A 20,834-nucleotide genomic window follows, 5' to 3' on the forward strand; every position below is an offset into this window, starting at 1 on the left:
CAGGCATTTTGTGATACGTTTGTCTACCGGCCTTTGGTCGGGAGGGGTACTTGTGTATGGCTAAAAGTAAAGCGTCTCATTCGTCTAATCCGGCCCAACCAGCCGGTGAAGCACTCAGCTGGCGAGACCGGTTTAGTGCGCTCAAAAACCTGCCAGCCTTTTTCCAGCTGGTGTGGCAAACCTCGCCGGGTCTGTTTCTGGGCAACGCTTTCGGGCGGTTGCTACGGGCGGCTATCCCGGCGGCTGCTTTGTATGTCGGCAAGCTGATTATCGACGAGGTGGTGCGGCTCATGGCGCAGGGCCCTAACCCCGACACCGCGTACCTCTGGCAACTGGTGGGGGCCGAGTTTGGCTTAGCGGTACTGGCTACGGCGCTGGGGCGGCTGGTATCGCTGCTCGACAGCCTGCTGGGCGATCTGTTTGCCAACCAAACGTCTATCCGGCTGATGGAACACGCGGCCTCGCTCGATCTGGAACAGTTTGAAGATGCCGCTTTTTACGATAAACTCGAACGCGCCCGCCGACAAACCACCGGCCGCACGGTGTTGCTGTCGCAGGTATTCGGGCAGGTGCAGGAAATCATTTCGGTGGCGTTTCTGGCGGCTGGTCTGGTGGTGTACAACCCCTGGCTCATTGGTCTGCTGGTGCTGGCCGTATTGCCCGCCTTTGCCGCCGACAATTACTTCAATCAGCGGAGTTACTCGCTCTCGCGCAACTGGACCCCCGAACGGCGCGAACTGGATTATCTGCGCTACGTGGGCGCGGCCGACGATACCGCTAAGGAGGTAAAGATTTTTGGCCTGTCGGGCTTCCTCATCGATCGGTTCCGGACGTTGTCGTGGACGTATTACGTCAAAAATCGGGCGTTGGCCATTAGCCGGGCGGGCTGGGGTACAGTGCTGACGGCCTTAGGCACGGCAGGCTATTACGCGGCCTACGTCTGGATTATTGGCCGGGCTGTAGCCGGGCAGATTTCGCTCGGTGACCTGACGTTTCTGGCGGGGGCGTTTCGGCAGGTACGGGGTTCGCTGGAAAGCATTCTGTTGCAGTTCAGTGGCTTAACACAGGAGGCTCTCTATTTGCAGGACTTATTTGATTACTTCGCGATTCAACCCAAAATCCACTCGCCCAACGACCCCGCTGCCGGGGCACCGCTGCGGGTGCCGCAACCCATTCGGGAGGGGTTTGTGTTTGAGAACGTGGGTTTTCAGTATGCCAACGCCCCCGAACGCTGGGCGATCCGCAACCTGTCGTTTACGCTTCGGCCTGGTGAAAAGCTGGCCCTGGTGGGCGAAAATGGGGCCGGAAAGACTACGCTGGTTAAGCTGCTCGCCCGTTTGTACGACCCTTCAGAAGGGCGTATTCTGCTCGACGGCCGCGACCTGCGTGAGTACGACCTGGCTGACCTCCGGCGCAACGTTGGGGTGATTTTTCAGGATTATGTCCGGTTCAAAATGTCGGCGGGCGTCAATATTGCGGTGGGCGATATCGACGAGCGGACCAATCAACCCCGGATCGAGTCATCGGCGCAACGGAGCCTGGCCGATTCGGTGATTGCCAAGCTACCGGCCGGGTACGATCAGCAACTGGGTCGCTCGTTCAACAAAGGGGTTGAGTTGTCGGGGGGCGAGTGGCAGAAAGTGGCGCTGGCTCGGGCTTACATGCGCGATGCCCAGCTGATTATTCTCGACGAACCTACCGCTGCCCTCGACGCCCGCGCCGAATACGAGGTGTTTCAACGATTTGCGGGCCTCACAGAAGGCAAAAGCTCGGTGATTATCTCGCACCGGTTCAGCACCGTCCGGATGGCCGATCGTATTCTGGTGCTCGAAGGTGGCCGCCTGATCGAGCTGGGCTCCCATACCGAGTTGCTGGCACAGGGTGGCCGCTACGCCGAACTGTTTCAGCTTCAGGCAAGGGGGTATCAATAGGAAAAGGAGGAAGGGAGGAAAGGAGAGAGGGAACAAGAAACGAGATGATTTGAGTTATGGCTTCGACTTTCTTTTTTCTTTTCTTCCCTTTTCCTTTCTCCCTTTTCCCTCCTTTCCCATGTACACCATCTTTGTTTTGTATCAGGCATTACCGGCCTGGTTGGCGCTATCCCGGAGTCAGCGCGAGGCTTTTTTCGACCGAAAAACTACCCCCCTTTTTGCCCGTTTCGAACAGGAAGTACAGGTGCGCCTATTCGACGCCGAAGCGTTTCATGCCCGGTTCTCCGATGTGATGATGATCTCCTGCAACGACCTCAATCAGTATTACGTGTTTATGGAGGCCCTGCGCGACACCGAATTGTTCAGTAAGCCGTATATCGAGGTAAAAGAGGTGATTGTAACCCGCGAGAACGGGTTCAAGCCGTTTGGGAAAGTTGGCGGTTGAGAGCATTCCCCCGGTTACCTGGTTTTGACGGAGTCTTAGCGTGCCCAGGTTGGGGCAGGGGTCGCGGGGTTGAATAGCTCGTCGAGGTAGTAAGCTCGGCGGGGTCGCTTGTCGCATACGGGTTCACCGATAGGGTAGCGGCAAACGGCATACACCGTAATGTCGTCGGAGTTCATCAGGCTGGCATACGCACCATTCGGAAACCGGTCGTCGCGGTGATCGCGTTTGAGCCAGCAATGCCCCAACTCGTGGAAAACGAGCGCTTCGCGTTCGGCGGCACTCGCATTTTTCCAGCATAAATCCTCCATTTTGATCGTAATCCGGGGTGTTTGACCGGCGGCAAGGGTGCATTGCGCACAGGCATCGGCCCGGTTGGGTTGGCCAAATGTGATAATCAGGTTGTCGGAGGGGAGGGTTTGTCCGTAGGTCTGAGCAACCTCGCGGAAGGCCTTCACGTACGGTTCTACCTCGGCCGGTACGCTGTATTGTTTGGGCTCGGGGGCAGGCTCCCGGCGGGGTTGGCAGCTCAGTACACCTAAAAGAGCCAGAATGGCAAGGGCGTTGGAACGGGACATGGGCAGTTGATAAAAGGCTTCTTTTGACTCGGGTGGACGTCAGGCAGCGCCATGACTTCGCATACTTTCGCGGCCCCGCACCCGCCACGCGAGCCAGGCCACAACGCCCAGGCAAGCCGCAAACCACCCAAACGGCAGCCGCAGATCGAGCAGCGACAAGCCACCAAAAACGAGTGTAGTGGCAAAACTCGCCAATCCCTGCAAAGCCTGATTGAGGCCAAATACTTCGCCCCGGTCGGCATCGGTGGTGCGTTGGGCCATAAGCCCTTCAATCAAGCCCTGAATGAGCGAAATAGTCAGGCAGTCGACCGTTACCAGCACATAAAGACTCACCCGCGACGTACCTACCAGTCCGTAATCCGCCAGAACCGGTATCGATAGGGCTGCCAGCCAGAATATGGTCCGCGCCTGCGGAATCCGGTCGGCGAGGTAAGTGTAAAACACAAAGCTGATAACCACGCTCAGCGCCCCGAAATACATGAAAAAATAAGAGATGTCGCGGGCATCCATCTGCAGCGGGCCAAAGCTGGCAAACGTGACAAAATAGAAGTAATACCCAATGCCTAAGGTCAGTGCCAACTGCATCAGCACGAGCTGCTTAAGGCCGGGAGCCTGCCGGTCTTTCTCCAGGAGCCGACGCCAGAGGGTCGTTACGTTGAGTGCTTGAATCAGTTCCTTTTTCAATTCGCCCGCCGAAACCGCCGACGTGCCCGGCCGGGTTTCGCGTAGTAGCAGACTCAGCCCCACATTGAGCCCCGACAGCGTGACGGCCATGATTACCACGACCGGGGCCTGATGGCCGGGTTGGGCGTCGAGCAACGTAAGCAACAGCCCCGACACCGCCGGGCCAATCACAAACCCGAGCGAGATAATGGAGCCCTCGATACCGAGGTTTTTGAAGAGCTGCTCTTTGGGCGAAATATCGGTGATGGCCGAGCGGACAGTCGCATACATGCCGTTGGTAAGTCCGTCGCTGACCCGGTTGGCCAGAAAAGCACCGAGCCGGAGCGGAAAAAGCAGGCTATTTGCCAGCAGCGTACCCACAGCTGAGAGAATGAAAATCGGTCGGCGACCGTATCCGTCGGAGAGTTTACCCAGCAGGGGTGCCGAAAACAGCTGCATACCCAAAAATAACCCCGTACCGGCCGCTAGCCACAGTTGGGGTCGGGTAGTGGTTCGGACGAACTCGGGCAGGATAGGGCCAATGGCTGAGCCAACCACAACGTCGATAAAAATAATGGCGTAGATCAGGAGCAGTCGGCGGTCGGTCAGCATAGGGCACGAAGTTACCGCCCTGTGGCTTATCCGCAGTGCTGGAGGGTCTGTTTTTGTGAGGCCGTCGGAATAATGAACAGTGCTCAGTACTGGACATTAGATGTTGGACATTAGACGTTAGACCTCCTTATCTAAAGGTATTAAGTCTAATGTCCAGTGTCTGAATGTCCAGTGTCTGAAGTCCGAATGTCCAGTACTGAATATGCTTTTTACATTCTTATATCCGGTGCAGAATCGACCAGAAGAAAAACAGCAGGCCGCAGAGCCAAATAAGGGCTAAACTTCCGAAAAATAGCTTGAGCGCGTCAGGAACCGGCGAAACAGGATACTTTTTCATACGGTGTGGATTTATGGCTAAATAAATACGTTTCGAAAACCTGACTTACTTCAGGCCGCCGGAGTAAGCCCGGATGGGCTTACCCGACGATCCCGGAGCACTTCGTTTTTGGATAGAGGAAGGTTCTTGGTACTCAGAAAAGGGTAAGGGTTTATGAGTCAGGTAATTCGGGTGTGGCTTGTGGGAGATTGGTAATCCCCACCGGTAAGGGTGGTAAAGGAGGGTGTGGACAGAAACAAACAAGATGGTGTGGACAGAGTCGGATCCGCTGGAGAGCTTTGTTCGCCATCTGAACGATACAAAGTTGGTTGATTGGCGGGGCGTAGGAACCGACAGAAACGCCCAAATCCGAAAACAGGTGTTTGAGCGGGCTTATGGGGCGTATTTATGCGTATTTTGCTAAAACAGGTGTTTTTACGGGTACTTAACCCGTACTTAGTCCAGTTTTTTGTCCATTGACCCTACTTTCAATCATGCACTCAGCTCCGAAGGCCCCTGATCATCAGGAACCGTTTGCGATTCCGCTCGAAACCGCTCAGCAATACGCCGAAAACTGGATTGGGGCCGATCCCCGAAAAGACCCGAATCTGAGCCCGACTGATATGCGCGCTTTTCTGGTCCGTAAAAAGGAGTTTATCGAAATTCTGAGTCAGTACGATACCGAGTATATCCGCATGTACGTAGGGCGCAAGCCAGTTGCGGAGGCCCCTGGCTCACTGGAGGCCTGCCTGGTGCTGGTGTCGGCAGCCCGCCGGGGCGATGTTCAGCCCGATGTGCAGGATAAGAATCCTGACGATATTATTGATCTGATCGGGACCGTAGAAACCGAGCGCAGACTGTCGGAAGAAAACTACTACGTATTCGACTTTTCATCCCTGTGCCCACCCAACTGCGATCCCGAAAGTCCCTTGTTTGTGGGGCCGCCGGGCGCGGGTTGCCGGTAAGTATAAAGTAGTCTCAGTACTGGACATTAGACGTTAGACCTTCCTATCTAAAGGTAGTAAGTCTAGCGTCCAGTGCCTGAAGTTCGAAGGTCCAGTACAGTTTTGGTTTTTGTTAATCCGTTAATTTGAAGGTGTTTATGGGTGAAACGTTTACGTATTGGTTTCTTAAGTACGGAAGTGCTCTGCTCGGTATTTCAACATTGGTGCTTTTGCTGCGGTGGCGCACACTGAGCCCCGGTTTACGTTCCATCAGCCTGTTTATTGCAACGGCAACTCTGGGCGAAATCATCTCGAAAGTCACATCGCGCTACCTGCACATCAATAACCTGGCCCTGTTTCATGGGTACACCTTCATCGAGTTCAATGCCATTGCGCTATTTTACCGGCAGGTATTCGGTTCCTTTGTGCCGCGTTGGCTCATTCCCGCCGTAATGGTGTTCTTTTCGGGGTTTGCCATCATCAACACGCTGTACATTCAGGTGGTAACGGGTATTCACACCTACACGCTCGTACTGGAGTGTCTGCTCGTGATCGGGATGGCGCTCCTGGCGTACTACCAGATGCTGGCCGAACTCCGCACAACCCGGCTCGAAACGTCGCCCGTGTTCTGGATCAATACGGGTTTCCTGCTGTACTTCGCCGGGGTACTGTTCCTGTTTATGCTCCGTAATGCCTTCATCAAATCGGCGGGTTCGTCGTTTGTGCTGCTGTCAAACTACCTTCACGTCGGTGTGATCATCTTACTGCACATTTTTATCAGCATTGGTTTATGGCTCAGTCCCAGGAGTCGGTTGATCTCATATTGATATTGGTGGGTGGGTCGGCGGCCATGATTCTGTTGGTCGTGGGCGTGGTCGGATTCATTCTGCTGTACCAGAAACGCATTGTGGAGCAGGAGTTGCTAGTGAAACAGATGGAGCTGAACTACCAGCAGGCGGTAGTGTACCAAACCCTCGATGCCGTGGAAGACGAGCGCAAGCGGGTTGCCCGTGACCTGCACGACGAAGTCGGCGCGGCTCTGTCGGCCATGCGGTTGCTGGTGGGGCAGATTGGCCAAACGGCCGCGCCCGGCACCCCCCCCGCCGAGTTGAGCGGCAAAGTGAAAGGAGTTATCGACAATACGATCGACAACGTTCGACGCATCTCGAACGATCTGTTGCCGCAGGGGCTCAATGAATTGGGACTGGCCTACGCTCTGGAGGGGCTTTGCGAAACGGCCATGAATCTCGTGGATGTGGATATTCGACTGACGGTAGACGAAGAGATAGCTGTAGAAACGCGTACCAGCCTTATTCTGTACCGGTTGGTGCAGGAGTTGCTCAACAATGCCGTGAAACACGCTGAGGCTACTGAGCTGAACCTGCAACTGAGCCAACAGGCCGATGGGCTCCTGCTCGAGTATAACGACAACGGCAAAGGGTTCGACTTTTCGACGGCGTACCAGAAGAAAAGCCTCGGTCTGAAAAACATCGAAACCCGCGCCCAGATGCTCAACGGATCGGCTACGTTTGTGACCCGGCCGGGTGCAGGCCTGCACGTAACGGTCCGTATTCCTCAGCCAACTGCACTTTCATCAACGCTATGAAACCCATTCATGTAGCCATTGCCGACGATCAGGTGCTCTTCAGAAAGGGCATGGTTTCGATCATCAATGATTTTCAGGACATTCGGGTCGTGCTCGAAGCCGACAACGGCCGGGCTTTGCTCGACGGCCTCGCTACGGCCGACCCCCAGCCCGAGGTGGTGCTGCTCGACCTGTCGATGCCGGAACTAAACGGCGTAGAAACCACCAAACTACTGCACAAACAGTACCCCGATATTCGGGTCATTATTCTGTCCGTTTACAGCGAAGACCGGTTTGTAACACACCTGATGGACTTGGGCGTGAGTGCGTATCTGTTCAAAAATGTGGAGCCGGCCGAGGTGGAGCGGGCTATACGGACGGTGGTCGAAAAAGACGTGTACTTCAACGAAGCGTTCTTGTCGGCCATGCGTAACCGGCTCAATACCCGCAAGCCCCGGCGGTTGCTGACCGATGATTTGCCCGCTACCCTGACGGCCCGCGAACTGGAGGTGCTAAACCTCATTTGCCAGCAGCAAACGGCCCCCGAAATAGCCGAAAAGCTGTGTGTCAGCATTCGTACCATCGACGGGCACCGGGCCAGTTTGCTCGAAAAAACCGGTGCGCGCAATACGGCCGGATTGGTGTTGTTTGCTATTAAAAACAACCTGGTCGACCCCTCCATCCTGCTGTAAAAAAACGCCCGTATGTTGGGGAAATTGAGCGGGATGGTTCATGTTTGCAGGGCTGTCCACCTTTTTCTCCATGATTGAATACGACCCCAAAGACTGGCTCCGGTTCATTTTCTCGATCCACAAGGCCGATACCATTCGGAAACTGAGCCCCGTATTGGCGGCAATGGCGGCCTACTGTGCGCTGGTTGCCTACGTGGTCATCGAGTATGTGCATCCTGGTCCAGACTCCGACCTGAAAAACATCGCCATCATGCACTCGTTGCTGGGTTTTGTGATTTCGATGCTGCTCGTTTTCCGAACCAACACGGCCTATGACCGCTGGTGGGAGGGCCGCAAAGCCTGGGGAGCCCTCACCAACAACTCCCGAAACCTGGCCCTCAAGCTGGCCCACATTCTCGACCCGGCCGATACCGAGTCGCGGCAGTTTTTTCGGGCTATGATTCCCAATTACGCGGTTGCTCTGAAGAACCACCTGCGCGGTCGCCATCGACCTGAGGAGTGGACCGCTTGCCCCGGTTTCGACCCCCACAGCGTAGCCCCCGACCGGCATCAGCCCAATCAGATGGCCATGCGGCTCTTTGGGAAAATGGACGAACTGTACGGGCGGGGTACATTCAGGCCCGAGCATTTGCTGGTGCTCAACGATGAGTTTACGTCCTTTACCGATATCTGTGGCATTTGCGAACGGATACATACTACCCCGATTCCGTTTTCGTATTCGTCGTTTCTGAAAAAATTCATTGCGGTGTACTGCCTTACCCTGCCGTTTGGGTATGTGCTGTCGCTACATTACTGGGTGGTGCCGGTGGTGGTATTTGTGTTCTATGTGCTCGCCAGTCTTGAACTGATTGCCGAGGAGATAGAAGACCCCTTCGGTAACGATGCCAACGACCTGCCCACCGATCAGATGGCGGCCAACATTCGCAAGGCTGTGTCAGAGCTGCTCTGATGCCTCTGGTGAGCGAGACGCGAGGTGTTGCGTCTCTACGTATTTTTTGTGCAGACCAGTTTTATGTTCAGACGCGATGTGTCGCGTCTACCCTCTTCGTTATGCCAAACACCGAAACAACATCCCGCAACGACTTAGGAACCGCGCCGGTACAACGGCTTTTTTTTCGGTTTTACGTGCCCAGCCTGATCAGCATGGCGTCTATTGCGGCCCATCAGGTCATTAACGGCATTATTCTGGGGCAGCAGGTCGGTAAAGAGGCTCTGGGTGCCATTGGGCTCTACACGCCGGTGCTGTTGCTGTTTATTGCGTTTGTGCTCAGTATCATGATCGGCGGAGGGATTTTGTTTGCCCGGCACGTAGGGGGTGGCCGACTGGCCGAGGCCCGGCACGTTTTTGAGGTAGCTACCACGCTGGTGTTAGGGGTGGGCACGGTGGCGGCCCTGAGCACCCCCTGGATTACGGGGCCATTGGTCAGCTGGCTCGCGGCCGGTCAATCGCCCATCATGGTTCAGTACACCACCGAATGCACGTACTGGAATCTCCTGTTTACGCCTTTTTTTCTGATTCGGGTATTGTGGGGAGGCTTTCTATCGAACGACAATGCGCCCGGCATCACGAAGAATGCCACGGTGCTGGCGGCCATCCTGAACATTGTGCTCGACCTGGTTCTGGTGGTTGTATTCCCGTACGGGGTGGCCGGGGCGGCCATTGCTACTGGTCTGGCGCTGCTGGTTGCGGTGGTGTATCTGGCGGTGGCCATCGAACGGCGCAAGGGACATTTGAGCCTGCGCCGGTTTCGGTTGGGTCTTCGGTTTACCGAATGGCCCGAACTGTTCCGGCTCGGCTTTCCGTCGTTTGTGTCAGAAGTATCGGTAGCGTTTGGGTTCTTTCTAATCAACCGGAGCCTGCTGCCGTACGGCGCATTGGCGGTGTCGGCGTTTGGGGTGGTAAACCTGTTGAGCAATCTTTTCCTACGTCTGTTTACGGCTGCTATGCTCGCTATTCAGCCCATTATGGCATACAATATTGGCGCTCGCCAGCCGCACCGGGTCATCGAAACCCTCCGGTTTGCGTTGCTTTTCACCTTCATGGTGGGGGTGGGGGTGTATTTGATTGGCTTTTTCGGGTCCGATTTGCTCATCAATATCGTTTCGGCCGATGAGTCCGACGAGTTTAAGCAGGTGGCTACCCGCGCCATTATGCTGTCGTTTATCCTGTTTGCGGCTACCGGCCCCAACTACGTGCTGGTCATGTACATCCAGATAATTGGCCAGGCTACGCTGTCGACGTTGACCAACGTGGTTCGCGGATTCCTGCTGATTGCTTTGTTGCTGCTCGTGTTGCCGGAGCCGCTGGGAATGCACCTCAACGGCGTTTGGCTGGCCCGTCCTCTGGCCGAAGTGCTGTTGCTGCTGGGCCTGGGGTTGTTCTTATGGTATCGTCGCGATCGGTTTTTCAGCGACGATACCATTCTGCGCACCCGCTCCTAAACCGGAGTCCCCGGGTCTACCGTCCAGAATCGCTGCTAACCACCGGGCTGAGTGTCGACACCCCGTTTTCGTTGAACGCTTCGATGGCGAAGTAGTAGGGCACGCCTACGTTGAGAGCACGTAACTCAAAGCTACCGGGATGGTCGTGCCAGAACTGGTAGGTCTGGTAGAGTTTGTCGGGGGCAATACCCCAGCGAACGTTGTACCCAACGGCACCGGGCACTTTAGTCCAGGTCAGGTCAGCATTTCGTTCGTCTTTCTGGCGTTTGGCGGTCATGGTCGGGGTGGCCGGAGCTTTACCGAGTCCATTGCCAAATACCCGGAATCCGTTAATAGATAGGTGCTTGCCGGCTGTGTACACGTGTTCGTAGCGTACATACCGTGCCCGCACGGGTTTGCCATTGGTTCGGAGCGGAATTTCGACGTAGGCGCAGGTGTGATCTTTTTTAGGCTCCCTGGTCAGGTCGGCTACGGTTTCCCAGTTTTTGCCGTCGGTCGAAGTCAGGATTTTAAACTGCGTGTAAACCGTCGAATCGGAGTCGAAGATGGCGAGCTTGTAATCAAAGTAGTTGACCTGCACCGCCCGAATGTCGTGCTCGGAACCGAGGTCGGTGGTGAGCGTTTCGCCGGGGCGGTTTTGGCCCGCTACCCAAAACGTGCGCGGATTTTCGTCGGCCACCCGATCGGCGGTTACGGTGTCGGTGGGGGCCGTTGCCAGCGTTGAGGAGGCCCGTACCGGCTTTTTGTAGTTCAGCAACATCCAGCCCGTAAACGACTCATCGGGGGCCTGTCCCTGTAGGCTGCCCCATTTTTTGTCGGCCAACCGGTGCGGGAAATCCCCAAACCGAGTGTTCACATACATTTGGTCGTCTTTATCAAAACCGGCCGGGTTCATTACAATCCGGCGTTCCATGCCCCAGTTTACCCCAATCCAGGTGGTGCCGGTGTTCCAGTAGTTGCCAAAATTGTCGAGAAATGTGTTGCCGTGCCCGCAGCCTGTGGCGTAGCCTCCCGGCTTATAGGCTACGGGGTTGTAAGGAGCATACTCAAACGGCCCGAGCGGACTTTTGCCCACGTAGGTTCCGTTACCGTACACGTTGTATTCGGTGCCGGGCGCGCCATATTGCAGGTAGTATTTACCGTTATACTTGGTCATCCAGGCACCCTCGGTAAACGGTTTGAACGGGTCGGAGTGGTTGGGCCCGAACCTCTCCCAGCCGTGTTTGTACGGATCAAGCCAGAACATAGCCTTGTATGCTTCGGCCGGATTGTTGCCCGCGTAGGTCAGGTTACGACTCTTGTCGAGCTCAGCTCCAAACAGGGGGTACACGTTTGAAGAGCCCCAGTACATGTACCACTTGTCGGTGTCGGGGTCGTGAAACAGGGCCGGGTCCCAGGGGCCAATATCTTTGGGTAAGCGTGGTAGCCAGCGGTTATAAAACGTTAGTTTGCCTTTTTCGGGCTCTGTTGAGATGAAAATGGGCCGCTGCTCGAAGGTACTCTGAAACAGGTAGAGCGTGTCGCGCACCGACAGTGCCGCCGGGGCACACATATCTTCCATGGGCCACTTGTCGGGTACCACGTAGCGCCAGTTGACCAGGTCTTTGGAGTGCCACCAGCCCCCCTGAATGGTCACAAAGAGGTAATACTCGCCGGGATTATTCCCTTTTTTGTGGTTGATAATAACCGGGTCGGCACCCGACCGGTACGAAATTCGCTCGTTTAGCTGCTCAAAGTTGTACCGATAGCTGATGTCCATCGGGTTGCAGTACGTTTGGGCGGTCCGTTCGCCCGAGGGGTTGGTGAGCGGAGCTAAGGGCGCTACCTGAGCCAGCGCCGTGCTGCATCCGAACAGCAACAAGAATAGGCTACGCATTCAGAATAAGGTTTTATTGCCGGAGTCCGGTGGAGGTGTCTTGGGGTTCGTGCCGTAATTTACGTGTCTAATCCCGGCTTCCCACCATTCGGTCATACACCTCGTCGAAATCGGCATTTCGGCTTTGGCGGAAATGTTCGGCGTGATAATGATCGAGCTTGTCCAGAATTTGGGTCAGTAAGGCTTTCTCGCCATCGGTGAGCGAGCTGTAGGCCACGGCCCCCACGCGGTTCATCACGGGCATGGCCTGCTGAATCGTTTTCAGCCCCTCCGGCGTGATTTTCAGCCGTCTCGACCGGCGGTCCTGTTCGTCGGGGAACTCCTCAATATACCCCATTCGGATGAGCCGGTTTATTACGTCGGTGCCTGAGGCAAACTCCGCCATCATCTCGTAAATCAACTCACTTTTTTTGGGGGTGCCCATCTGCATGAGGGCAATCAGGTACACGGGCTCCTCAATCGACCGGAAATCGAAGGGTTGCATAGCCTTCTTGGAGTAGAAATAAGCATACTTGCCCAAGCGCCCCACCAGAGCCCCCAGCCGGGCCTCTACCTGAACCGGTACCGGCGAGCGGTAGATCTGTCCGGTCATACTTTCGAGCCACTGCTTATGGATGAGGCCGTCCTGATCGGGTATGTCTTCGGTGGTTTCTCCGGTCGATAGGCTTGCGTGCTCCGTCAGATAGTGCAGGCAGAACCCGGGCAGGTCGGCATTCGGCGTGTCTGCGCTGTAGCGGGCCCAGGCATTGACCAGCTCAATTACGTTAGCTTCTCCTTTATCCATTTTAAGTGAATGAACAATGTAAAATGTATAATGAACAATTGTGTTACCTGTTGATAATCAGCTATCTCATTGTACATTCTACACTATTCATTTTACATTTAATTCTGTCTGACTACTTACTATGATATAATACTAAACAGCTTGTTTAACCATAAAATTACTACGAAAATAAAATTTTAATGTGCTTGGTAGAACAAAAACTACGGATCCGTAGTAATATTGCAAAGCGATGAGGTAGTAGCTATGAATTCATAGTTTTTGCTGCGCGTTATGATCCGATCTTGAGTGTACAAACCCAACCAATGCCAACCGAACCGGTATGATTGCGGAATTGAAAGGCGCGGGCAAAGAATACCGCACCGGCGACCAAACGATTGTTGCCCTACAACCGACTACCTTACAACTGAATGAAGGTGAGTTGATGCTCATTATTGGGCCGTCGGGGTCTGGAAAAACCACCCTGCTCTCCCTGCTGGGCTGTGTTATTTACCCCAGCTACGGCGATTTATGGGTCAATGGGCAACATGTAAACCAGTTGAAAGAAACGGCCCTTGCCCGGCTCCGGCTCGACACCATCGGCTTTGTGTTTCAGAACTTCAACCTGCTGGCTCCCCTCACGGCTGAAGAAAACGTGATGATGCCCCTTCAGTTGCAGGGCGTGGGTAGTACCGAAGCCCGCGACCGCACCGAGCAGGCGCTTAAAACCGTTGGAATGACCGACCGCCGGAAAAACCTGCCCAAGCAGCTTTCGGGTGGGCAGCAGCAACGCATTGCTATTGCCCGTGCGCTGGTCACTAACCCAAAACTGGTCCTGTGCGATGAACCAACGGCTGCGCTCGATAAAGACTCGCTGGGGGTGGTCATGCGCGAACTTCGCACGCTGGCCGACGGTGGCAAGTCAGTGGCGGTAGTGACCCACGACCCCCGCCTGAAAGAATACGCCCACCGCATCGTGGAAGTAGATAATGGCTTTGTCCGCGAACTGGATAACCCTTCAGAACTATGACCACTTTCCAAACTACCATTAGTGTTGTTCCGGGCGCCATGCAGGTTGCCGACATCCCGAACGAGATCGCCCTGGGCTGGCTCAAAGACCACGGCAAGCGTTGCTGTTACCAACTCAACGGTGGTCAGCTCTATCACGCAGCCTTGCTCCCTCGGGCCGTTGGTGGCTATTACATTATTCTGAACAAGCAGGCTCGGGCCATAGCTGGCATCACAACTGGCAGCTCGGTGACCGTAACACTCACGCCCGACACCTCTGACTTTCAATGTGAGATGCCGGACGAACTGGCCGAAGTGCTGGCTACCGACCCCGAGGCCTATGAAGTTTTCCAAAGCCTTACACCCGGCCGGCAACGTAGCCTGATTTATTTGGTGACAGCGGTTAAATCGACCGACAAGCGAATTGAGCGGGCGCTGCGCGTTGCCAGAGCTTTACAAATTGGACAAACTGACCCCCGAAAAATTTTGAAATAATGAATGCAGCACAACGACCGATACTCTTTGGCTTAATAGCCATTGCTTTAGGTGCCTGTGGTGGGAAAAACGAGAAGTCGACCCAAACACAGGATTCCGTCCGAACGGTACAGACACCCAAACAGATCGACGAAGTGGTAGGTATTGCTATTATCGAACCAGCCGCCCGGATTTCGCAACTCTCAGCCGAGACCGGTGGTCTGATTCGAGCCATAAACGTTAACGTAGGCGATCAGGTTCAAAAAGGGCAGGTAATTCTGACGATGGACAATGCCGTGGAAACCGCTCAGCTACAGCAGGCCAACGTGAAGATAAAAACCCAGCAGGACGCTATCGAAACGGCCCGCCAGAACGTGCAGACGCTCCGCGTGCAGCTCGAAAAAGCCCAGGCCGATCTGAAACGCAACGAGACCCTTTTCGCCGGGAAAGCCCTTACCCCAAAAGACCTCGACGACTCGCGCTACGCCGTACAGAACCTGCAACAGCAGATTCGGGCGGCTGAGGCACAGGTGCGGCAGGCGCAGGGGCAGGTGGCATCGCTCCGGGCCGATATTCAATACGCCAATACCGTGGCGGGTCTCAAAACGGTAAAAGCCCCAACCTCAGGAACCTTGCTGAGTCTGGATGCCAAAGTGGGTCAATACCTGTCCAATAACCAGTCGATCGGGGAGTTTGCCCCCGCAGGCCCCCTGGTGGCTATTACAGAGGTCGACGAACTCTTTGCCCTTAAGGTCAAAGTGGGGCAAAAAGCCTATGTCCGGCCGCAGGGAAGCGACGAGCGCCTGAGCACAGGCACGGTGGTACTGGCCTCGCCATACCTCCGTAAAAAATCGCTCTTCGCCGACAATACCGCTAACCTCGAAGACCGGCGCGTGCGCGAGGTTAGGGTACAGTTAGACGACCCTGGCAAGGTAATTATCGGCGCACGGGTGGAGTGTGTGATTAGTGTAAAGTGATTTTTTATGACACAGAGATTCACGAAGGGATACGGAGATACACAGAGAATATAGGCGCAGAATAAAATCCTCTGTGTATCTCTGTTTTTCTCTGTGCATCTCTGTGTCCCAAAAACTATGTTCAGGACAGCTTACAAATTCATCCGTTACGACAAGGCCAAGTCATTGGGAGCATTGGCGGGTATTGTGATTTCGGTGTTTCTGGTGGGCCAACAGGCCGGTCTGTTTATCTTCCTCACCGACGCCATGCGTAGCATTGTGGACAACAACAAAGGCTACATCTGGGTGACGGATGAAACGACCACCAACGCCAATCAACTGAGCCTGCTCGATACCCGCAAAGGCAATGAGATAGCTTCGCTGCCGGGTGTCGAACGGGTGTACCCGGTGGTGGTGGCCACCGTAGGCGCCAAGTTTGCCAATGGTAAAACGAGCGGGCTGGCCCTTATTGGCTCGCAGGCACCCGGCTTTGTGGGTGGCCCGTGGCGGCTCTACACGGCCAAACCGCAGGATATGCTCCCCGATGGCGCCATCATCACCGACTTTTACGACGCCAAAGCTCACGGGGGGCTCAAACCGGGCGATTACTTTGAGGTCAACGGTAAAAAGGTGTACAACGCGGGCCTGACGCGCGGAGCCCGGTCGTTCGGTGGGGGATTACTCGCCTTTACAACCATCGAACGCGCCCGCTATCTCGGCAACGTATCGACCAATAAAGTCAGCTTTTATCTGGTGAAGCACAAACCGGGCGTCACCGAAGCGTCGGTTATTCAGGCGATCAACCAGAGCATCAACGGCGTGCGGGCCTGGAATGCTGATGCCCTCTCCGAAACCACCGTCCGCACGGTGCTGGCTACCAACGGCATTGCGGCTTCGTTTGGGAGCCTGATTGGTTTCGCCATCATTTCGGGACTGGTCATTATTGGCCTTACGCTTTACTCGGCCGCTATCGACCGGATCAAGGATTATGGCACGCTGAAAGCCATTGGGGCCACCAACGGCTACATCAGCCGTCTGATTCTGATGCAGGCCTTTTTGTTTGCCGTGGTCGGTTTTGTGGTGGGTCGGGGGCTGGTCGAAGGGTTTCGGTACGGGATTGCCCAGTCGGGTACATTGTTTTATTTCCCCGGCTGGTTCGATTTTGCCCTGTTTGCCGTGACCATTCTCATTTCGCTGGGCGGGAGTGTGTTTGCCATTCGTCGAATCAATTCACTGGAACCGGCAACTGTGTTTAGGGGATGATTGGTTGAGACGCAAGATGTTGCGTCTCCCCATCCGGCAAGAAAAAACCATCCGGTCTGGAGACGCAAGTTGTTGCGTCTCTACGGAACTACCAATTACCATTATGAGACTCCTTGGTTTCCTTTTGTTCTTTCACTCTTTCACTCTTTCGCTCTTTGGACAGTCGCCCATCTCGCTGCCAGAAGCGTTGAAACAGGCACAAGCCAACCGGCTCGAACTGACCAATGGGCAGCTTCAGGTGCAGCTCTCGGGTAGTGACGAGGCCCGCCGGCGGGCGCGGTGGCAACCGCAGCTCAATGCCGGGGCCGACCTTCGCTGGAATACCCAAATACAGCGCAGCGTGATCAAAAACGCGCCGTTCGCCAATAATCAGGATATTGTCCTTCGGTTTGGTACGCCCATCAATAACTTGCTGAATGTGCAGGCCGAGCAGAAGGTGTACGACGCCCAAAGCCGGGTAGAACGCGACATCAATCGGCTGAACGTAGAAAGCCAGCAGGCCACGCTCGAACGGCTGAACGTAGATGTGCGGCAACAGGTGACCGAAGCGTATTATCAGGCGGTATTTAATCGGGAGAAAAAACGGCTCTCGGAACAGGCGCGGATGCGGGCGCAGACGTACCTCGATCAGGCCAAAACGCGCCTACAGGCGGGCACCTTGCTCGAGTCAGACTACAATCGGTTTGTGCTCGACCTGAGCAATGCGGAATTAACTCTGCGGAACGACGGGCGGGATTACGCCCTCAGCCTCGACAACCTGCGCTACCGGATCAATAGCCCGAATGCGGTGGAACCGGCCGACTCACTAACGGCTCTGTTTACCCAGTTTCAGGCTGATGAACGCACCACAAATGAGCGTATCGAACTGCGGCAGGAAGACCTGAGCCGACAGCTGAACCTCCTGAACGAACGAAAAGAACAGGCCCGGCTGTTGCCCGTGGTGTCGGCTTACGGCGCGTATGCCGCCCAACAGCTTGCTGATACATTCAATCCGTTTGCGTCGGGCACGTGGTTCCCGTACAATTACGTGGGCCTGCGGGTCAATGTTCCGCTTTTCGATGGTCGGCAAACTCGCCTGAACCGGCAGGAGTATGTAACGAGGGCGCAAATCAACCAGAATACGCTACAACGGCTCCGCAACGATTTCGACTACGAAACCCGCGCGGCCCGCAATACTCTCGAACAAGCCCGCGAGAACCTGACCGAAACCCGGAAGAACATTGAACAGGCGCAGCGTATTCTGGCTATTGACCGGGTGCGGTTCGATGCCGGTACGCTTCTGCTGGCCGATTTCCGCAACAGCGAGTACGCGGTCCAGCAAGCCGAGAACAATTACCTCCGGGCGGTTTACGACGTACTGCTGGGGCAACTGCAGGTCCGGAAAGCGTTGGGGAGTTTGTGATTGGAAAGATTGTATAGATCGTTTGGCTAATAGTGGGGGCTCACCAGCCACCCCAATCCCTCACCACCTCGTAGCCAAACCGGGCAATCAGCCCAAATACGACTATCAGAAACAGCGCCCGGATAAATGCCGACCCGCGCCCGATGGCCATGCGGCTCCCGATAAACGACCCGGCCATGTTGCAGAGCATCATCGGGATGGCGAGTTCGTAGGTGACGTAGCCGTTCGTAATGAAGAAAATAAGCGACGATACATCGGCTACGACGTTGATGATTTTGGCCTGTGCCGAGGCCCGTAGGAAGTCGAAGCCGAGTAAACTCACAAACCCGAATACCAACAGACTACCTGTGCCCGGCCCCACAAAGCCGTTGTAAAACCCGATGGCTCCACCCAGTGCCCCGGCCAGCCACGGTAGCTTGTCGGGGGCTATCCGCAGGTTTTCTTCCTGTCCCAGTGTTTTGTTACGATAGGTATAGATGGCGATGCCTGTCATCAAAACCAGCATGATGGGTTTCAGCACGGCACCCGGTAGCAGGCTCGACAGCCGCGCGCCCAGAAACGAACAAATACTGGCCGCTACGGCCGCCCACAGCACAATAGGCCACGGCACGGCCACCCGCTGAACATATTGCCAGGCCGCTACACCCGTGCCCATAAACGACGAAAACCGGTTGGTGCCAATGACCCGCGGTACCGGAAAATGGGGGAAAAGCAGAAAGAGGGCGGGGATCTGAACCAGACCCCCACCGCCCACTACGGAGTCGATAAAACCGGCCGTCAGGGCCGTCAAACAAAGCAAAAAAAGGGTTGTAAACTCGGGCATACGCGACGACAAAAGGCCAAAATTATACTTTACGAGGAACTTTGCTTTCGTAAATGTTTCACATCAAGAGCAAAACAGGACCGAGTCAGCCGCTTAGACTCACTTTCGGGTGCCTACCCGTGGAACAGGTTTGGATAATTCTGCGTACCTATTGACTCGAATACCAAAATCGACAAACTTAGATAGTCCATTAGTTTAGGTTTCACCCTTTAAACAAACCGTGTGACACTATGAGACTTCAAATTCATGCTGTGCACTTTACGGCCGACCGTAGCCTGCTCGATTTCATCCAGGCGAAGCTGAACAAGTTAGACACTTTCCACGACCGCATTATCAGTGGTGAGGTGTTTCTGAAACTCGACGGGTCGGAAACCAACAAAGTGAAAGAAAAAGTCATGGAGGTGCGGCTGCTCATTCCGGGCAAAGAGCTCTTCGTGAAAGAACACGATAAGACGTTTGAAAGCGCCACCGACCGCGTGTTGGAGGTGCTCAAAGATAAATTGGTTCGTTGCAAAGAGAAACGCAACGACTTTTCGAGTTCAACCATTGCGCAGGCCAAAGAGCGCATGAAAATGGACGAACCCGTCGAAGTTGATTTAGACGATTAATACCTTATATCTCCTAACGTAAAAAGCCGCCGACTCCCTTGAGTTGGCGGCTTTTTTAATGAATAATGATTGATGAATAATGCTCAGCGGCAACTAATTCTGTTTTCATTATTCATTAACCATTTTACACTATCCATTTTACACCCCAAACGCTTCTTTGATTTTATCAACAAAATCGAGCTTCTCCCAGGTGAAGAGTTCAACCTCAACCTGCTTGGTGGAGCCGTTGGAGCCGAATGTTTTGGTAACCACTTCGTTTTTGCGACCCATGTGGCCGTAAGCAGCCGTTTCCGAATAAATCGGGTTGCGGAGTTTCAGGCGTTGCTCAATCGCGTAGGGACGCATGTCGAAGATCGACTCAATCTGGCGGGCAATCTCGCCGTCGGTCATATCGACTTTGGCCGTGCCGTACGTGTTCACGTATAAGCCGCAGGGTTTGGCCACCCCGATAGCGTACGACACCTGAACCAGTACCTGATCGCACAGACCCGCTGCCACCATGTTTTTGGCAATGTGACGCGTGGCATATGCTGCCGAACGGTCAACTTTCGAGGGGTCTTTGCCTGAGAAAGCACCACCGCCGTGTGCGCCTTTGCCGCCGTAGGTATCTACGATGATCTTACGGCCCGTCAGGCCGGTATCGCCGTGGGGGCCACCAATCACAAACTTACCCGTGGGGTTGATGTAATAGGTGATATCGCCCGTAAACAAAGCCTGAAGTTCGGGCTTCAGCTTGGCCTTCACCCGCGGAATCACGATGTTGATGATGTCTTCCCGGATTTTGGCCAGCATCGCTTCGTCAGAGTCGAAATCGTCGTGCTGCGTTGAAACCACGATGGTGTCGATCCGAACGGGCCGGTCGTCGTCTGAGTACTCAATCGTCACCTGCGACTTGGCGTCGGGGCGGAGGTACGGAATCAGATCCGCGTGGTTGTTCCGAATATCCGACAGCTCCTGCAGAATTTTGTGCGAGAGGTCGAGCGGTAGCGGCATGAAGTTTTCGGTCTCGTTGGTGGCGTAGCCAAACATCATACCCTGATCACCGGCACCCTGCGCATTGGCTTTGGTCTCGAAATCGTCATTAGCTACAGCCCGATCAACCCCCTGATTAATGTCGGCCGACTGATCGTGCAGGGCGGAGAAAATACCGCACGAGTTTGCCTCAAACATGTATTCGCTCTTGGTGTAGCCGATTCGGCGGATCACCTCGCGGGTAATTTTCTGAACGTCGAGGTAGGTTTCGGTTTTGATCTCACCGGCCAGCACTACCTGACCTGTGGTTACGAGGGTCTCGCAAGCCACCTTACTCGACGGATCGTAGGCAAGGAAATTATCAATCAGCGCGTCCGAGATCTGATCGGCGACTTTATCGGGGTGTCCTTCCGAAACGGATTCGGAGGTAAACAGATACGGCATATTGTCGGTCTGAACGTAGTTTTAAAGCACAAAAGTAAGAGTT

20 protein-coding genes are annotated in these 20,834 nt (G+C 54.9%); 14 read left to right on the forward strand and 6 right to left on the reverse strand.

All coding sequences use genetic code 11. The features are described 5' to 3' along the window. Nucleotides 1–56 precede the first annotated feature (56 nt). A complete protein-coding gene (locus RUDLU_RS0119720) occupies nucleotides 57–1,931 on the forward strand; it encodes an ABC transporter ATP-binding protein (RefSeq protein WP_019990147.1) in 1,875 nt (624 codons plus the stop codon). Between the two features lie 118 nt (nucleotides 1,932–2,049). Further along, nucleotides 2,050–2,376 (forward strand): darcynin family protein, encoded by a 327-nt coding sequence (locus RUDLU_RS0119725; RefSeq protein ID WP_044130613.1) that lies wholly within the window; start codon nucleotides 2,050–2,052, stop codon nucleotides 2,374–2,376. A gap of 35 nt (nucleotides 2,377–2,411) precedes the next feature. Here RUDLU_RS0119725 and RUDLU_RS0119730 read toward each other — a convergent pair whose 3' ends face one another. Together RUDLU_RS0119730 and RUDLU_RS0119735 are read right to left on the reverse strand one after the other, a co-directional pair. After that, nucleotides 2,412–2,951 carry a putative metallopeptidase gene (locus tag RUDLU_RS0119730; RefSeq protein ID WP_019990149.1) on the reverse strand — a complete coding sequence of 180 codons (540 nt, stop codon included), beginning with the start codon at nucleotides 2,949–2,951 and terminating at the stop codon, nucleotides 2,412–2,414. 39 nt (nucleotides 2,952–2,990) lie between these two features. After that, nucleotides 2,991–4,226 carry an MFS transporter gene (locus RUDLU_RS0119735; RefSeq protein WP_019990150.1) on the reverse strand — a complete coding sequence of 412 codons (1,236 nt, stop codon included), beginning with the start codon at nucleotides 4,224–4,226 and terminating at the stop codon, nucleotides 2,991–2,993. Nucleotides 4,227–5,036: 810 nt separating this feature from the next. On the opposite strand from RUDLU_RS0119735, the gene RUDLU_RS0119745 reads away from it, so the two are divergent. The 6 genes from RUDLU_RS0119745 to RUDLU_RS0119770 all read left to right on the forward strand — a co-directional run bounded on the left by RUDLU_RS0119745 (nucleotide 5,037) and on the right by RUDLU_RS0119770 (nucleotide 10,205). After that, a complete protein-coding gene (locus tag RUDLU_RS0119745) occupies nucleotides 5,037–5,507 on the forward strand; it encodes a hypothetical protein (RefSeq protein ID WP_019990152.1) in 471 nt (156 codons plus the stop codon). 137 nt (nucleotides 5,508–5,644) lie between these two features. Then, on the forward strand, nucleotides 5,645–6,313 hold the full coding sequence (locus RUDLU_RS0119750) for a hypothetical protein (protein ID WP_027303223.1): 669 nt from the start codon (nucleotides 5,645–5,647) through the stop codon (nucleotides 6,311–6,313). After that, on the forward strand, nucleotides 6,277–7,092 hold the full coding sequence (locus tag RUDLU_RS0119755) for a sensor histidine kinase (protein WP_027303224.1): 816 nt from the start codon (nucleotides 6,277–6,279) through the stop codon (nucleotides 7,090–7,092). The genes RUDLU_RS0119750 and RUDLU_RS0119755 overlap by 37 nt, the downstream gene beginning before the upstream one ends. Further along, entirely contained in the window at nucleotides 7,089–7,763 is a 675-nt protein-coding gene (locus RUDLU_RS0119760; RefSeq protein WP_019990155.1) for a response regulator transcription factor, read from the forward strand. Before RUDLU_RS0119755 ends, RUDLU_RS0119760 begins: the two co-directional genes overlap by 4 nt. A gap of 70 nt (nucleotides 7,764–7,833) precedes the next feature. Next, nucleotides 7,834–8,712, forward strand: coding sequence for a bestrophin family protein (locus RUDLU_RS0119765; RefSeq protein WP_027303225.1), 879 nt, complete (start codon nucleotides 7,834–7,836; stop codon nucleotides 8,710–8,712). Between the two features lie 101 nt (nucleotides 8,713–8,813). After that, on the forward strand, nucleotides 8,814–10,205 hold the full coding sequence (locus tag RUDLU_RS0119770; protein WP_019990157.1) for an MATE family efflux transporter: 1,392 nt from the start codon (nucleotides 8,814–8,816) through the stop codon (nucleotides 10,203–10,205). A 16-nt stretch (nucleotides 10,206–10,221) separates the two neighbouring features. Here the strand turns inward: RUDLU_RS0119770 and RUDLU_RS0119775 are convergent, their stop codons facing one another. After that, nucleotides 10,222–12,081 carry a family 43 glycosylhydrolase gene (locus RUDLU_RS0119775; protein ID WP_019990158.1) on the reverse strand — a complete coding sequence of 620 codons (1,860 nt, stop codon included), beginning with the start codon at nucleotides 12,079–12,081 and terminating at the stop codon, nucleotides 10,222–10,224. A gap of 67 nt (nucleotides 12,082–12,148) precedes the next feature. Next, entirely contained in the window at nucleotides 12,149–12,865 is a 717-nt protein-coding gene (locus tag RUDLU_RS0119780; RefSeq protein WP_019990159.1) for a MarR family winged helix-turn-helix transcriptional regulator, read from the reverse strand. A gap of 319 nt (nucleotides 12,866–13,184) precedes the next feature. On the opposite strand from RUDLU_RS0119780, the gene RUDLU_RS0119785 reads away from it, so the two are divergent. From RUDLU_RS0119785 to RUDLU_RS0119805, 5 genes are all read left to right on the forward strand, one after another. Continuing rightward, a complete protein-coding gene (locus RUDLU_RS0119785; RefSeq protein ID WP_019990160.1) occupies nucleotides 13,185–13,871 on the forward strand; it encodes an ABC transporter ATP-binding protein in 687 nt (228 codons plus the stop codon). Continuing rightward, nucleotides 13,868–14,344 (forward strand): YdeI/OmpD-associated family protein, encoded by a 477-nt coding sequence (locus RUDLU_RS0119790; protein ID WP_019990161.1) that lies wholly within the window; start codon nucleotides 13,868–13,870, stop codon nucleotides 14,342–14,344. The genes RUDLU_RS0119785 and RUDLU_RS0119790 overlap by 4 nt, the downstream gene beginning before the upstream one ends. Beyond that, on the forward strand, nucleotides 14,344–15,300 hold the full coding sequence (locus RUDLU_RS0119795) for an HlyD family secretion protein (protein WP_019990162.1): 957 nt from the start codon (nucleotides 14,344–14,346) through the stop codon (nucleotides 15,298–15,300). The genes RUDLU_RS0119790 and RUDLU_RS0119795 overlap by 1 nt, the downstream gene beginning before the upstream one ends. 117 nt (nucleotides 15,301–15,417) lie before the next feature. After that, complete coding sequence (locus RUDLU_RS0119800) at nucleotides 15,418–16,542, forward strand: ABC transporter permease (RefSeq protein ID WP_019990163.1); 1,125 nt, start codon at nucleotides 15,418–15,420, stop codon at nucleotides 16,540–16,542. Between the two features lie 103 nt (nucleotides 16,543–16,645). Beyond that, nucleotides 16,646–17,944: a TolC family protein gene (locus RUDLU_RS0119805; protein ID WP_083940611.1), complete on the forward strand. Its 1,299-nt coding sequence runs from the start codon at nucleotides 16,646–16,648 to the stop codon at nucleotides 17,942–17,944. A gap of 40 nt (nucleotides 17,945–17,984) precedes the next feature. Here RUDLU_RS0119805 and RUDLU_RS0119810 read toward each other — a convergent pair whose 3' ends face one another. Then, on the reverse strand, nucleotides 17,985–18,767 hold the full coding sequence (locus RUDLU_RS0119810; protein ID WP_019990165.1) for a sulfite exporter TauE/SafE family protein: 783 nt from the start codon (nucleotides 18,765–18,767) through the stop codon (nucleotides 17,985–17,987). Between the two features lie 230 nt (nucleotides 18,768–18,997). Here RUDLU_RS0119810 and RUDLU_RS0119815 point away from each other — a divergent pair, with 230 nt between their 5' ends. After that, entirely contained in the window at nucleotides 18,998–19,375 is a 378-nt protein-coding gene (locus RUDLU_RS0119815; RefSeq protein WP_019990166.1) for an HPF/RaiA family ribosome-associated protein, read from the forward strand. 138 nt (nucleotides 19,376–19,513) lie between these two features. Here RUDLU_RS0119815 and metK read toward each other — a convergent pair whose 3' ends face one another. Continuing rightward, complete coding sequence (gene metK, locus RUDLU_RS0119820; protein WP_019990167.1) at nucleotides 19,514–20,791, reverse strand: methionine adenosyltransferase; 1,278 nt, start codon at nucleotides 20,789–20,791, stop codon at nucleotides 19,514–19,516. Between the last annotated feature and the right edge of the window lie 43 nt (nucleotides 20,792–20,834).

It is taken from the genome of Rudanella lutea DSM 19387, assembly GCF_000383955.1.
Classification (GTDB): Bacteria; Bacteroidota; Bacteroidia; order Cytophagales; family Spirosomataceae; genus Rudanella; species Rudanella lutea.